Source organism: Cellulomonas oligotrophica (genome assembly GCF_013409875.1).
Taxonomy (GTDB): Bacteria; Actinomycetota; Actinomycetes; order Actinomycetales; family Cellulomonadaceae; genus Cellulomonas; species Cellulomonas oligotrophica.
This window is the reverse complement of the sequence record NZ_JACCBK010000001.1, coordinates 830,290-843,994: the sequence shown is the minus strand read 5'-3', so window position 1 is coordinate 843,994 and position 13,705 is coordinate 830,290. Positions and strand designations below refer to the sequence as shown.

The following is a 13,705-nucleotide window of genomic DNA, read 5'->3' as shown; positions in this document are numbered from 1 at the left end:
CGGGCCCGTGCCGGCGATGCCCCGATCAGGCCTGCGGCTCGGGCACGCCGTGGGGCAGCCGGTGCAGCAGGGCCCCCTCGGCCTGCTCCCGCGCCACGCGCTCCTGCTCGACCAGCGTCTCGCGCCGCCGCCGCTCGGCGAGCACGGCGGCGAGGAACGCCTCCGGGTGGGTGCCCGCCGGCGGGTCCGGGCTGACGAACGGACGGACCTGCGCCACCAGGCGCGTGCCCAGGTCCACCCGCGACGCCGCGTGCAGGCGCGTCGCCCGGCCGAGGAACTGCCGCACGGCCAGCGCGAGGCCGTCGGGCAGCCGCGCGACGTCCGCGTGCGTCGCCCACCCCGCCAGCTCCGGAGGCATCTGCGCCCGCTCGGTCACGGTCCGGGCGCCGCGCACCCGCACCCCGTAGGTGCCCGCGAGGATGTCGCCCACCCGCTTGCCGCGCGGGTGCACCACGGAGCAGATCACCGCCACGCAGCCGACCGTCATCCACAGCTCCACGACGCCGGTCAGGGCCCGGACGAACGCGTGCCGGAACAGCACCGGCCCGCCGTCGTCGCGCACCACGCGCACCCCGGCCACCAGCTTGCCGAGCGACCGGCCGCGCGTGAGCGTCTCGACCGTCGTCGGCAGGACGACCGTGACGACGACCACGGAGACGATGCCGACGATGCGCGCGGTCTGCCCGTCCAGCACCACCTGCGCGTTGCCGAGCACGACCACCACCACGAGCACGAGCGCCCCGAGGACGACCAGGTCGAGCAGCGCGCCGAGCAGGCGGGACGCGAAGCCCGCCGGTCGCGTCTCGAGCAGCACGCCCTCGCCGGTGACGATCCCCTGGTCGACGTCGCTGCTCACCCCGGCAGGCTACCTGCCGCCCCGGGGCGCGGGCAGCGGCGCACGGGTGGTCCGTGGACGCGCGGGCCCGCCGCCGCGCGACGAGGTGGCAGGCTGGGGGCGTGGACCTCGACGCCTACTCCGACGCGCGCCGCCCCGCCTGGGAGCGCCTCGACCGCCTCGTGCGCACCCGCCGGCTGTCCGGCGCGCAGGCCGACGAGCTGGTCCGTCTCTACCAGTCCACCGCGACCGACCTGTCGTCCGTGCGGTCCGCCGCCCCGGACCCGGAGAGCGTCGCGCGGCTGTCCCAGCTCCTCGCCCGTGCCCGCGCCCGGCTGGCCGGCACCCACGCGCTCTCGTGGCGGGACGTCGTGGAGTTCGTCATGGTGACGGTGCCCGCGGCGCTGTACCGGGTGCGGTGGTGGACCGTCGCCGTGATGACCGCGTTCCTCGTCGTGGCCGTCGCGGTCGGGGTCCTCGTGGCCACCCAGCCCGAGGCGCTCGCCCTCATGGGTACGCCCGCCGAGCAGCGCGACTACGTCGAGCGCGCCTTCGTCGAGTACTACGACCCCGGCGCGGGGTTCGCGGCGATGGTCTGGACGAACAACGCCTGGATCGCCGCGGTCTGCATCGGGACCGGCATCACGGGCCTCCTGCCCGCCTACATGATGCTGACCAACGCGGTGAACGTCGGCGCCGCCGGTGGCCTGATGGCCGCCCACGGACGCCTGGACGTGTTCCTCCAGCTCATCGCCCCGCACGGCCTGCTCGAGCTGACGGCGATCTTCGTGGCCGGCGCCGCGGGCCTGCGCCTGTTCTGGACGTGGGTGGACCCGGGCCCGCGCCCGCGGGGCCGGGCGCTGGCCCAGGAGGGCAGGGCCCTGTTCACCGTCGCGCTCGGCCTGGTCCTCGTCCTGGGCGTGTCGGGGCTCGTCGAGGGGTTCGTCACCGGCTCGGCGCTGCCCTGGCCGGTCAAGGTCGCGATCGGCGCGGTCGTCCTGGCCGCGTTCTGGGCGTGGACGATCGTGCTCGGGGGGCGTGCCGTGCGGGCGGGGCGCACGGGCGACCTCGAGGACGACCGCGCGGGGTACTCCGTCGCCACCGCGGGCTGACCCGGACCCCGCCGGGCGGACGGGGCCGACCGACCGCCGGACCGTCCTACAGGCGCCCCGCCGCCTTGAGCGCGAGGTACGTGTCGGCGAGCCGCGGCGCCAGGTCCTCCGGCAGCGCCTCGACGACCTCGACACCCCGCTGCCGCAGCCGCGTCGTCACCGCGACCCGCTCGATGGCGGCGCGCTCCGCCGCGGCCGCGTCGAACACCGCGTCGGCCGAGCCGCGTGCCGTGCGCAGCGCCTCCAGCTCGGGGTCTGCCACCGACGCGAGCACGACCTGGTGCCGTCGCGTGAGCTGGCCGACCACCCCGAGCAGGCCCTGCTCGACGGCCGACGGGTCGAGCGAGGTGAGCAGCACCACGAGCGCGCGCCGGCTCAGGCGCGACCGGACCTGGCCCACGACCCCCGGCCAGTCCGTCTCGACGAGCGCGGGCTGCACGCCGGCCAGCGCCTGGGCCATCGCGGGCAGCACGCGCGTGGTGTCCGTGACCCGCGCCCGCACGCGACGGTCATAGGCGACCATCTCGACGCGGTCGCCCGCGTGCCCCGCCAGCGCGGACAGCAGCAGCGCGGCCTCGACCGACGCCTCCAGGCGCGGGGCGTCCAGCACGCGTGCCGCCGACGTGCGCGACGTGTCGAGCACGATCAGCACCCGCCGGTCCCGCTCGGGCCGCCACGTGCGGACCACGACGTCGCCGCGCCGGGCGGTGGCCCGCCAGTCGATCGAGCGGACGTCGTCGCCGACGACGTACTCGCGCAACGAGTCGAACTCGGTGCCCTGGCCCCGCACGAGGACCGCCGCCCGGCCGTCCATCTCCCGCAGCCGCGCCAGGCGCGACGGCAGGTGGCGGCGGGACGCGAACTCCGGCAGCACCCGCAGCCGTCCCGGCACGGGCAGCGACGCCTGCCGCCCGGCCAGCCCCAGCGGACCGACGGTCCGCACCGTCACCCGGTCCGCCTGCAGGTCGCCGCGGCGCGTGGGCAGCAGGTCGGTGCGCACGCGCGCGGCCTCGCCCGCCGGCAGGTGCACACGGTGCCGCGGCGTCCGCACGCCCGTGGGGGACGCCGCGTCGGGCAGCGCCGACGGCGGCCACGCGTCGCGCACCTGCGCGTGCAGGCGCCGCGTGCCCACGTTGCGCAGCGTCAGCTCGGACGTCGCGGGCTCGGTCAGCCGCACCTGCGCGGGCACGGACCGGGTGATCGCCACGCGCCGCGGCGACGCGGACAGCGCCACGTCCACGCCGCACAGCACGACGACGACCACCGCCCACAGCAGCACGGTCGCGGGCACGGGCAGCAGCACCACCGGGACGAGCCCGAGCAGCGCGAGCAGGACGGCCCGCCGGGTCAGCGCCACGGGCTCAGCGGGGGACCGGCACGGCGGCCAGCACGGTGTCGAGCACGGTCTCGGCGGTGACGCCCTCGATCTCGGCCTCGGGCCGCAGCTGCACGCGGTGCCGCAGCGTCGGGTGCGCCAGCGCCTTCACGTCGTCGGGCGTCACGTACGCCCGGCCCGACAGCCACGCCCAGGCCCGCGACGTCGCCAGGAGCGCCGTCGCACCACGGGGCGAGACGCCCAGGCTCAAGGACGGCGACGTCCGGGTGGCCCGGCACACGTCGACGACGTAGCCGAGCACCTCGGGGGAGACCTGCACCTGCGCGACCTGCGCACGGGCGGCCGCGAGCGCGTCCGCGCCGGCGACCGCGCGCAGCCCGGCCGCGACGAGGTCGCGCGGGTCGAAGCCGGCGGCGTGCCGGGTGAGGACCTCGACCTCGTCGGCCCGCTCGGGCAGGGGCAGGGTGAGCTTGAGCAGGAACCGGTCGAGCTGGGCCTCGGGCAGCGGGTACGTGCCCTCGTACTCCACGGGGTTCTGCGTCGCGACGACCATGAACGGGTCGGGCAGCAGCCGGGCCTCGCCGTCGACCGTGACCTGCCGCTCCTCCATCGCCTCCAGGAGCGACGCCTGCGTCTTGGGGGGCGTGCGGTTGATCTCGTCGGCCAGCAGCAGGTTGGTGAAGACGGGCCCCTCGCGGAACGAGAACTGCGCGGACCGCGCGTCGTACACGAGCGAGCCGGTCACGTCGCCGGGCATGAGGTCGGGCGTGAACTGCACGCGCTTGGTCCCCAGCTGCAGCGCGCCCGACAGCGAGCGCACCAGGAGGGTCTTGGCCACGCCGGGCACCCCCTCGAGCAGCACGTGGCCGCGGCACAGCAGCGCGATGATCAGGCCGGTGACGGCGGCGTCCTGCCCCACGACGGCCTTGGCGACCTCGGTGCGGACCTCGGCCAGCGCCGTGCGCAGGTCCGCCGGCGGTGCGGGCGCCGGCGCGGGGGTCGTCGCGCCCCAGGTCGGGGCGGCGGGGGGCGTCGTCTCGTCGGTCACGGTCGGTGAACCTCGCTCTCGAGCTGGTCAAGGTCGGCGGCGAGCCGCTGCAGGGCGGCGTCGTCGGTCGGGGGTGGTCCGTACAGGAGGGCGTCGACGTCGCGGGCCGGCCGGCCGGACGCGCGGTGCACGGCGTCGACGAGCGCGGGCCCGGAGGCCGAGCGGGGCAGCCCGAGCCGCTGGGCGAGCCGTGCGGCCGTCCCGGCGCGCAGCGCCGCCCCGGCGTGGCCGTGGGCCCGGGCCCGCCGGTACAGGCGGCCGCGGCCGCGGGTGGCCTCGGCGGAGCGCACGACCACGGGCAGCGTCTCGGCGACCACGGGGCCGAACCGTCGGGCGCGCTGGACGACCGTGACGGCGAGCACGAGGAGCAGCCAGAGCACGACGGCGCGCACCCACGGCACCAGGTCGGTCAGCGACGTGGTGTCCTCGGCGACGACGCCACCGGCGTCGTCCAGGCCGGGCAGGTACCACACGAGGGTGTCGTGCCGGCCGAGCAGCCGCAGCGCGAGCGCCGCGTTGCCCTCCTCGGCGAGCGCGGCGTTGGTCAGGGGTGTCAGGTCGCTCAGCGCGGACACCCGTCGCCCGTCCTGCTCGAGCGCCAGGTAGGCGCCGGCCCCGGGGTCGTCGGGCGTCGGGAAGCACACGGTCCCGTCGCCGTCGCCGGCCCGCAGACCACCGCCGGCGGTGATGGTTCCGGCCGCCACGGCGTCGGGGTCGTCGCAGCCGGCCTCGCGCGTCGACGTCGCGGCGCCCGACCCGGACGTGCCGGCCGTCGGGGAGACGTACGACAGCGTCCACGCCGCGTTGACGAGGACGAGGTCGTTGTCGAGCGCGACGAGCGCCTCCGCCTGCTCGGGCATCAGCCACGTGTCGCCGACGACGAGGACGGTGCCGCCGTCCTCCGCGGCGGCCAGGGCCGCGGCGGACGTGCGCACGTACGTGACCTCCACGCCCTGCCGCTGCAGGACCTGCGCGAGGGCCCGGGACCCGGCCGCGCCGGGGTTGTCGGGCGCGCCGGGGGTCGTCGAGGCCGGCGGGGCGGGCAGGGCGAGGATGCCGATCGCGGGGAGCGCGAACGCGAGGACGAGCACCCAGCCGCGGGCGCGCCGCCACCGGCTGCGCGCGCGGCTGCGGGCCGTCGTGCCGTCGCCGACGACGGTCGGGTCGGGCCCGGCCGGGGTGGTCGAGGGCCCGGTGCGCGAGGGCGGGGCGGCGGCCGGGGCGGGCCCGGGCCCGGTGGTGCCGACGGGTGCGCTCATGCGACCGGCACCGGTCGGCGTCGTGCGGCGCGGACGGCGTCGTCGAGGGCGCGCAGCCGGGCGTCGTCCTGCGCGTCGGCGCGGCGCCCGCCGTAGACGACGGCGTCGAACACGTCACCGCCGTCGCGCATCGGCTCTGCCACGTCGGGCAGCTCCCGCCCGGCGTCCTGGGCCGCCTCGTGGGCGGTGCGGCCGGGTCGCTCGTCGAGCACGGCGCGCTCCTCGAGCCCGCGCACGACCGCGCGGTACCGCTCGGTCACGGCGAGCGCGTGGTCGCCCCGGGCGGCCGCCTCGTCGGCGGCGGTGCGCAGCTGGGCCGACGTGCGCCGGTCGTCGCCGGTGAGCACGGCGCCGGCCCGCGCGGCGCGGGCCCGGCCGACCCGGACGGGACCGGCGACCCACAGGGCGACGGCCACGACCACGACCACGACGCCGACCACGACCAGCGCGGCCGTCCCCGACGGCAGCGCGGGGCCCTGCAGCGACTGCAGCATCTCGCTGAGCCAGGCCAGCACCCGGTCCAGCAGGGACTCCTGCGCGCGGTACACGGGGTCGGCGAGCTCCTCGAGCGCCCAGCGGCGCGCGGTCGGCGCGTCGGGCTCCACGGGCACGTGCAGCACGAGGGCCCTCACGCGGTGGTGGCCGCGCGGGCCAGCTCGACGTCGAGCCCCTCGGACCGCATCCGCACGTCGACGTAGAGCAGCGCCACGACGGCCGCGAGGAACGACGTCGAGACGGTCAGGCCCACGACGTTGCCGATCGCGCTGACGACGAGCGTGAGGTCGTACGAGCCCGTGGCGCCGACGACGACGGACCCGATGAGGCTCGCGGGCACGACGAACAGCTGCGCGAGGACCGAGACGAGGACGGACGAGAGCAGGTAGATGCCGAGCAGGCGCCAGAAGCTGCCGCGCGTCAGGCGCCAGGCCCGGGCGACGGTGGCCCAGAACGGCTTGCCCTCGAGCATGAGGGCGGCGGGCACGAGCAGCGTGCGGACCATCACCCACACGCCGGCGACGAGCACCGCGAGGAGCCCGACGACCAGGACGACCCAGGCCAGCGCCTCCTGCCCCTGCACGAACGCGAGGACGACGACGCCGACGAGGGCGGCCAGCACGACGAGCTGGGCGAGGCCGACCAGCACGGAGAACCCGAAGACCCACCACACGCGCGGCGAGCGCAGGACCTCGCGGATGCTGACGGTGCGGCCGATCACGGAGCGGCTGACCGACACGATGAGCAGACCCGTGAGCATGGTGACGGCCGGCACCAGCAGCGGCGCCGTCACCGTCTGGGCGCCCGAGAGCGCGAGGATGTCCGTCATCTCTGCACCGCCGTCGGCGGCCAGCCCGCTGCTGAGCATCGCGTCCGACAGGCTCGCGGCGAGGACCCGGCTCAGGTACAGCTGCACGAGCGTCTGCAGGACGACGGTGACCGTGACGACCAGGGCGGTGAGCCCGAACATGACGGTGGGGTTGGCGCGGATGGCACGGACCGACCCGTCGAGGACCTCGCCGAGGCCCAGCGGGCGCAGCGGGACGATGCCGGGCTGCACGGGGGCGGGCACCCACCCGCCGCCGGCGGGGCCGTAGGCGGGCTGCGGCGCGTCGTGCGCGCCGCCCCATCCGGCGGGGGCCTGCCAGCCCGCTGCGGGCTGCGGCACGCCGGGCTGCGGGCCCGCGGCCGGCGTCCCCCACGCACCGGGAGCCGCGGGCTCGCCCCACCCGCCGGACGCGGCCGGCGGGGGCGGGGGCGGCGTCCCGCCCGGTGCGGACCACGCCGCCGGGGCAGGTGCGGCCGGCGTGGCCGCCGGGTCGGGCGACCCCGGCGCCGACCCCGTCGGCGGGCGCAGGTCGTCGTGCGGGGCGGTCATCGGCGTGCTGCTCCTCGGCGGTGCTCGTGGGCCCGTGCCCCGCTGGCCGGCTCGCGCCGGGCCGCACCGGTCAGCGGGCCGGCCGGCCGGCGCGCAGGTCCGGCGCGCAGGTCCGGGGCGTGCGGCCCCGGGGCCCTCATCGTGCCACGCGCGCGCCCGCCGCGGCCCGCCCGCCGCGACACGCCCGGCGGTCTCACCCGCTCGCGCGGCGGCGCCCGCCGTGGGCGGTGAGAGGATGCGGCCATGAAGGGACGCGTCCTGGTGGTCGACGACGACACGGCACTGGCCGAGATGATCGGCATCGTGCTGCGGTCGGAGGGCTTCGACCCGGTGTTCTGCGAGGACGGCGACGAGGCGCTCGGGGCGTTCCGGGCCTCGGCGCCCGACCTGGTGCTGCTCGACCTGATGCTGCCCGGCCGGGACGGCAACGAGGTCTGCCGGCAGATCCGTGCGGAGTCCGGGGTGCCGATCGTCATGCTCACCGCCAAGTCGGACACCGTCGACGTCGTCCTGGGCCTGGAGTCCGGCGCCGACGACTACATCTCCAAGCCCTTCAAGCCCAAGGAGCTCGTCGCCCGCGTGCGTGCCCGGCTGCGCCGCACCGACGAGCCGTCGCCGGAGCACCTGGCCATCGGCGACCTGTCGATCGACGTGCCCGGCCACCGCGTCGAGCGGTCGGGCCGGCCGATCTCGCTGACGCCGCTGGAGTTCGACCTGCTCGTCGCGCTCGCGCGCAAGCCGTGGCAGGTGTTCACCCGCGAGGTCCTGCTGGAGAAGGTGTGGGGGTACCGCCACGCCGCGGACACGCGTCTGGTGAACGTCCACGTGCAGCGCCTGCGCTCGAAGATCGAGAACGACCCCGAGCGCCCCGAGATCGTCGTGACCGTGCGCGGCGTGGGCTACAAGGCAGGCGTCGCGGGGCCGTGACCCGCACGGCCGGCAGCCGCGCCCGCACCGACGCCGTGCGTGCGCTCGCCCTGCGCTGGCGTCTGCTGCGGGTCCGTGCCACGCGTCGGGCCCGCTCGGCGTCCCGCCACTGGCGCTCGTCGCTGCAGGTGCGGGTCCTCACCTCGACGCTGGTCATCGGCCTCGTCGCGCTCGCGCTGCTCGGGCTCTACGTGGGCGACCGGGTGCGCGACGGGCTGTTCGACGCCCGGCGCGACCAGGTGCTCGTCGAGAGCGCGCGCAGCACGCAGCAGGCGCAGGGGCTGCTCGACGCCGCCACTGCCACGACCGGCCGGCAGGTGCAGACCCTCCTGCAGGACGTCACCGACCAGGTCTACGCGAGCGGCTCGGGCGAGCGGGACGTGTTCATGCTGCGCGCCCCGGGGCAGACGTCCACCGTCGGCGCCATCGCCACGGCGTCCGACCGCGCACTGGTCGACCTCGTCAGCCGCGAGCTCAAGGAGGCCACGGCCGGCGGCGGCCAGCACTGGCAGTCCGTGGGCGTCGTCCAGGACGACGGGCGGGTGTCCCCGGCCGTGGTCGTCGGCCAGGACGTCACGGTGCCCGTCGTGGGGACGTACCAGATCTTCTTCCTCTACAGCCTCCAGGCCGAGCAGGACCGCCTCGACTTCCTCCTGCGAACCCTCGCCCTGGCGGGTGCGGCCCTCGTGGTGCTGCTCGGTGCGACGACGTGGTCGGTCACCCGGCGGACCGTGCACCCCGTCCGCCGCGCCGCCCAGGTCGCCGAGCGCCTCGCCGACGGCCACCTCTCCGAGCGCATGCCCGTGCGCGGCGAGGACGAGATGGCGACCCTCGCCCGCTCGTTCAACGAGATGGCCGAGAGTCTGCAGGACCAGATCCGCCGCATGGAGGAGCTCTCCACGCTCCAGCGCCGGTTCGTCTCCGACGTCTCCCACGAGCTGCGCACGCCCCTGACGACGATCCGGATGGCGGGAGAGGTGATCCACGCCTCCCGCGAGGACTTCGAGCCCGCGGTCAAGCGGTCCGCCGAGCTGCTGCAGACCCAGCTGGACCGGTTCGAGGACCTCCTGGCCGACCTGCTGGAGATCAGCCGGTTCGACGCCGGTGCCGCCGTGCTCGACGCCGAGGGGCGCGACGTGCGCGACGTCGTGCTCCGTGCCGTCGACAACGCCGCGCCCCTGGCCCAGCGACGCGGCTCGTGGGTGCACGTGGACCTGCCCGCCACCCCCGCGACCGCCGACATCGACCCGCGCCGCGTCGAGCGCGTGCTGCGCAACCTGCTCGTCAACGCCGTCGAGCACGCCGACGGGTCGGCCGTCGAGGTCACCGTCGGCGCCGACCAGCACGCCGTCGCCGTCACCGTCCGCGACCACGGCGTCGGGATGACCGCCCAGGAGGCCGCCCACGTGTTCGACCGCTTCTGGCGCGCCGACCCCGCCCGCGCCCGCACGACCGGCGGCACCGGCCTCGGCCTGGCGATCTCCCTGGAGGACGCCCACCTGCACGGCGGCTGGCTGCAGGCCTGGGGCCGCCCGGGGCGCGGGGCGAGCTTCCGGCTGACCCTGCCGCGCCGGGCGGGCATCGAGCTCACCGGCTCCCCGCTGCCCCTGGAGCCCGACGAGCGCCCCGTGTCCCCGGCCGAGCCCGTGCGCCCCGTGCACGACCCGGCGGCGCTGCCCGAGCTGCCTCCCATGACCGGCGAGATCACCGTCGTCGGCGGCGGCCCGGGCGGGACCGGCGGCCCGGCCCACGCCCCGCGCGCCCAGGCGGAGCGATGAGCGCCGCCCGGACGACCCCGACCCGTCGCCGTCGGCGCACCGGTGCGCGTGCGCTCGTCGGGCTGCTGGCCGTCGCGCTCGCCGGGTGCGCCGCGATCCCGACCTCGGGGGCCGTCGTCGAGGGCGACGTGGAGGTCGGCGAGCGGGACCGCGTCGTGGTCCTCGCGCAGGGTCCGCAGGCCGACGCGGCACCCGAGGAGATCGTCGAGGGTTTCCTGCTGGCCGGTGCCGCCGAGGTCACGGCCGACTTCGCCGTCACGCGCGAGTACCTCGTGCCGCAGGCCCGCTCGGAGTGGGACCCGCTGGCCGGCGCCGTCGTCGCGGAGGACGTCACCTACGAGCAGACCGGCGACGCGCGCATCACGGCCGAGGCGACCGTGCTGGGCACGCTCGACGCCGAGGGACGGTACGCCCAGGCCCCCGAGGGCGCGCGCGAGTCCCTCGTGTTCGAGCTCCAGCAGGACGGCGACGGCAGCTGGCGGATCGCCCGGGCCCCCGACGGGCTCGTCGTGACCGCCCGTGACCTCGAGCGGCAGTTCCGGGCCACGTCCGTGTACTTCCTCACGCCCGACCACCGGCACCTGGTGCCCGAGCTGCGGTGGTTCCCGGACCGGGACCTCGCGCTCGCCACCGCCGTGGTGCGGGCGCTGCTCGCCGGACCGTCGCCCTGGCTGCGCGACGCCGTGATCAGCGAGATCCCCGCCGGTGCCGAGCTGCGGCCCGAGGCGGTGACCGTCGAGGACGGTGTCGCCGAGCTCTCGCTGCAGCCGGCCCAGGCCGTCCAGGAGGCCGACCGTGGCCTCCTGCTCGCCCAGGTCGAGGCGTCGTTGCGCCCGCTCGGCGTGACGAGCGTCGAGGTCAGTGCCGGCGGCGTGCTGCTCGAGGGGGCATCGACGCTCGAGGTGTGGGAGGGCGGCGACGCCGAGGTCGTGGCCGACGGCGCGCTGCTGCGGCTCGCGGGCGGCACCGCGACGCCCGTCGAGGGCGTCGAGCCCGGACCCGTCACCGGGCTCGCCCGCAGCGAGGACGGCGCGACCCGGGTGGCCGTCAGGCCGCCCGGCGAGCTCGTGCAGATCGGCGCCGACGGCGTCGTCCCGCTGCTGAGCCGGACGGCGCTCGTGCCGCCCTCGGTCGACCCCGAGGGGTACGTGTGGTCCGCGTCCGGGGTCGCCGGCCGTCCCCTGCTGGCCCTGGCACCCTCCGGCGAGGAGGTCGAGGTCGACGCGGACTGGCTCGCGGACCGGGCCGTGCGCGGGCTGCGCGTGTCCCGCGACGGCACCCGGGTGGCCGTGGTGTCCGCCGGCGCGGACGGCACCACGCTGGACGTGGCCGGGGTGGTCCGCGACGAGACCGGCGCGCCCGTGCGCCTCGGCCCGCCGGTGCGTGCGGGTGCCCCGCTCGACCCGTCGGGCCCCGTGGTCTGGGTGGACGACGTCACGCTGGCGGTCCTGACGCAGGGCGACGTGGGTGCGCCGTCCCTGGTGACGGTCGGCGGCCCGAGCACCCCGCTGCCGGTCGTCGCGGACGCGGTCGCGCTGGCCGCGGGCCGGGGCGAGCGGTCGCTGCTGGTGCTCACCGCGGACGGCGACCTGCTGCGCTACGACGGCCGGACGTGGGTGCGCGTGCCGGGCGTCGGGCCGGTCACCGCGGCCGCCTACCCGGGCTGACGCCGTCCGTGCCGGACGGGCCAGGTGCCGCCGACCCGACCACAGCCCCGGTGCACGGTGCGTACCCCCCGGACGCCCACGGCCGGCCGTCCGGCGCACCCCGCGCCGCGGCAGCCTCGCGCGGTGCGGACGGACCGGGCAGGGGGCGGGGCCGGGCCCGCGGTCCTGCGGCGGCTGGCCCGGCTCGTGCTGCCCGTCGCGTGCGCGGGGTGCGGGCTCGAGGACGTGCCCTGGTGCGACGCGTGCGACGGCGCGCTCGCCGGGCCGCTCGTGCGCAGCGAGCGCGGGGCGGCCCGCCTCGACCTCGCCGACGGCCGGGTGCTGCTGCCCGTCGGCGCGCTGACCGCCTACGCGGGACCGGTGCGCGCGGCGGTCGGGGCCTGGAAGGACGGCGGCCGTGCCGACCTGGACCGCGTGCTCGCGGGACACCTGGCGGACGCGGCCGCGGCCCTCGCCCCCGACCTGCTCGCGCGCACCGGCGGGCCCGTCGCCGTCGTGCCCGCGCCGTCCACGGCGTCCGCGCGTCGCCGCCGCGGCCGCGAGCCGGTCGTCGCTCTCGCCGCGGGTGTCGCGGCGGGGCTGCGCGACGGCGGGGTGCCGGCGCGCGTGGAGGCGCTGCTGCGCAGGGCCGGCGGGCCCGACCTGGCCGGGCTCGGCGCCCGGGCCCGCCAGGAGGCGCTCGCGGGCCGCGTGCGCACCCGGCGCGGCGTCGCGGCGGGTGACGCCGTGCTCCTCGTCGACGACGTGCTGACCACCGGGGCGACCCTCGCGGCGTGCGTGCGCGCGCTCGGCGGCGTGCCCGTCCTCGGGGCGGTGGTGCTCGCGGCCACGCCGCCGCCCCGTCCGCCGTCCGCTCCCGCGCAGGGCCGTCCGGGGGACGCCGAGGTCGGCCCGGTGCCGGCGGCGCGCGGATCCGTGCAGGTCCACCCGCCGCGCCGCGTGCGCGGGGCGGCCGGACCGGGTTAGCGTGGAGCCCTGGAACGACGACGCACCGCCCCTGGCGGCGCGCGGCGCCCCGAGGAGGTGATGCCACCCCTGCTCCCCGTTCGGGGCAGCAGACGTCCCTCGTCCGGGCGGGGTCGTCCCCGCCCCTCACCTCCTGAGGAGGCACACATGGAGATCGTGGTTGCAGGCCGGCACACCGAGGTCACCGCGCGGTACCGCGCGCACCTGGAGACGAAGCTCGCCAAGATCGAGCAGCTGGCCCCCCGCGCGCAGCGCGTCGACGTCCTCGTCTCGCACGAGGCCAACCCCCGGCAGTCCGGCAGCAGCGAGAAGGTGGAGATCACCGTCCTCGACAAGGGCCCCGTGATCCGGGCCGAGGCCTGCGCGGACGACGCCTACGCGGCCCTCGACCTCGCGCTCGGACGACTGCTGGAGCGGCTGCGTCGGCACCGCGACCGGCGCAAGGACCACCGCAACCACACCCCGGTCCCCCCGGTGGACGTGCGGCCGCCCGAGCAGGTGCCCGCGCCGGAGCCGGCGCCGGAGCCCCAGGACGGCGACGTGCACGAGACGACGCTCGGGGACTCGCCCGTCGTCATCCGCGAGAAGCTGCACCACGCGCAGCCGATGACCGTCGACGACGCCCTCTACGAGATGGAGCTCGTCGGCCACGACTTCTTCCTGTTCGTCGACGCCGAGACGGCCCAGCCCGCGGTCGCGTACCGCCGGCGGGGCTGGAGCTACGGCGTCATCAAGCTCGACCAGCCGGTCGTGCGGGCAGAGGCGCCCGTCGGCTGACCGGTCCGACGCACGTGCGACGACGGGTCCGGGCGCGACGCCCGGGCCCGTCGTCGTCCGGCCCCGGCGCACCGGGCCGCGCCCGCGGCGCGGGGTCGGGGCGCCGGTGTCGGTGGTGACCGGCACG

The 13,705-nt window shown here is 77.5% G+C and carries 12 protein-coding genes; 6 read left to right on the top strand and 6 right to left on the bottom strand.

The genetic code is table 11. From position 1 onward, the window contains the following. Positions 1–25: 25 nt before the first annotated feature. Complete coding sequence (locus BKA21_RS03785; protein WP_140458571.1) at positions 26–856, bottom strand: RDD family protein; 831 nt, start codon at positions 854–856, stop codon at positions 26–28. A 101-nt stretch (positions 857–957) separates the two neighbouring features. On the opposite strand from BKA21_RS03785, the gene BKA21_RS03780 reads away from it, so the two are divergent. Then, positions 958–1,947 (top strand): stage II sporulation protein M, encoded by a 990-nt coding sequence (locus BKA21_RS03780; protein ID WP_140458572.1) that lies wholly within the window; start codon positions 958–960, stop codon positions 1,945–1,947. Positions 1,948–1,993: 46 nt separating this feature from the next. Here BKA21_RS03780 and BKA21_RS03775 read toward each other — a convergent pair whose 3' ends face one another. Genes BKA21_RS03775 through BKA21_RS03755 form a run of 5 tightly spaced genes read right to left on the bottom strand, consistent with a single transcriptional unit; the run spans position 1,994 to position 7,463 of the window. After that, positions 1,994–3,304, bottom strand: coding sequence for a DUF58 domain-containing protein (locus BKA21_RS03775; RefSeq protein WP_140458573.1), 1,311 nt, complete (start codon positions 3,302–3,304; stop codon positions 1,994–1,996). A 4-nt stretch (positions 3,305–3,308) separates the two neighbouring features. Next, positions 3,309–4,331 (bottom strand): AAA family ATPase, encoded by a 1,023-nt coding sequence (locus BKA21_RS03770; RefSeq protein WP_179625310.1) that lies wholly within the window; start codon positions 4,329–4,331, stop codon positions 3,309–3,311. Beyond that, positions 4,328–5,590, bottom strand: a complete 1,263-nt coding sequence (locus BKA21_RS03765; RefSeq protein WP_140458574.1) for a DUF4350 domain-containing protein — start codon at positions 5,588–5,590, stop codon at positions 4,328–4,330. The genes BKA21_RS03770 and BKA21_RS03765 overlap by 4 nt, the downstream gene beginning before the upstream one ends. After that, a complete protein-coding gene (locus BKA21_RS03760) occupies positions 5,587–6,222 on the bottom strand; it encodes a DUF4129 domain-containing protein (RefSeq protein WP_140458575.1) in 636 nt (211 codons plus the stop codon). The genes BKA21_RS03765 and BKA21_RS03760 overlap by 4 nt, the downstream gene beginning before the upstream one ends. Then, positions 6,219–7,463, bottom strand: coding sequence for a DUF7847 domain-containing protein (locus BKA21_RS03755; RefSeq protein WP_140458576.1), 1,245 nt, complete (start codon positions 7,461–7,463; stop codon positions 6,219–6,221). The genes BKA21_RS03760 and BKA21_RS03755 overlap by 4 nt, the downstream gene beginning before the upstream one ends. Before the next feature lie 243 nt (positions 7,464–7,706). On the opposite strand from BKA21_RS03755, the gene mtrA reads away from it, so the two are divergent. The 5 genes from mtrA (at position 7,707) to hpf (ending at position 13,578) form a co-directional block, all read left to right on the top strand. Then, entirely contained in the window at positions 7,707–8,390 is a 684-nt protein-coding gene (gene mtrA, locus BKA21_RS03750) for an MtrAB system response regulator MtrA (protein WP_140458577.1), read from the top strand. Next, a complete protein-coding gene (gene mtrB, locus BKA21_RS03745; protein WP_239073009.1) occupies positions 8,387–10,168 on the top strand; it encodes an MtrAB system histidine kinase MtrB in 1,782 nt (593 codons plus the stop codon). The genes mtrA and mtrB overlap by 4 nt, the downstream gene beginning before the upstream one ends. Further along, the gene (locus tag BKA21_RS03740) at positions 10,165–11,835 is read left to right on the top strand and encodes an LpqB family beta-propeller domain-containing protein (RefSeq protein WP_140458578.1); all 1,671 of its coding nucleotides are present in this window, start codon (positions 10,165–10,167) and stop codon (positions 11,833–11,835) included. Before mtrB ends, BKA21_RS03740 begins: the two co-directional genes overlap by 4 nt. Before the next feature lie 123 nt (positions 11,836–11,958). Further along, positions 11,959–12,801, top strand: coding sequence for a ComF family protein (locus BKA21_RS03735; protein ID WP_179625309.1), 843 nt, complete (start codon positions 11,959–11,961; stop codon positions 12,799–12,801). A gap of 147 nt (positions 12,802–12,948) precedes the next feature. After that, complete coding sequence (gene hpf / locus BKA21_RS03730; protein ID WP_140458579.1) at positions 12,949–13,578, top strand: ribosome hibernation-promoting factor, HPF/YfiA family; 630 nt, start codon at positions 12,949–12,951, stop codon at positions 13,576–13,578. Positions 13,579–13,705: the final 127 nt, after the last annotated feature.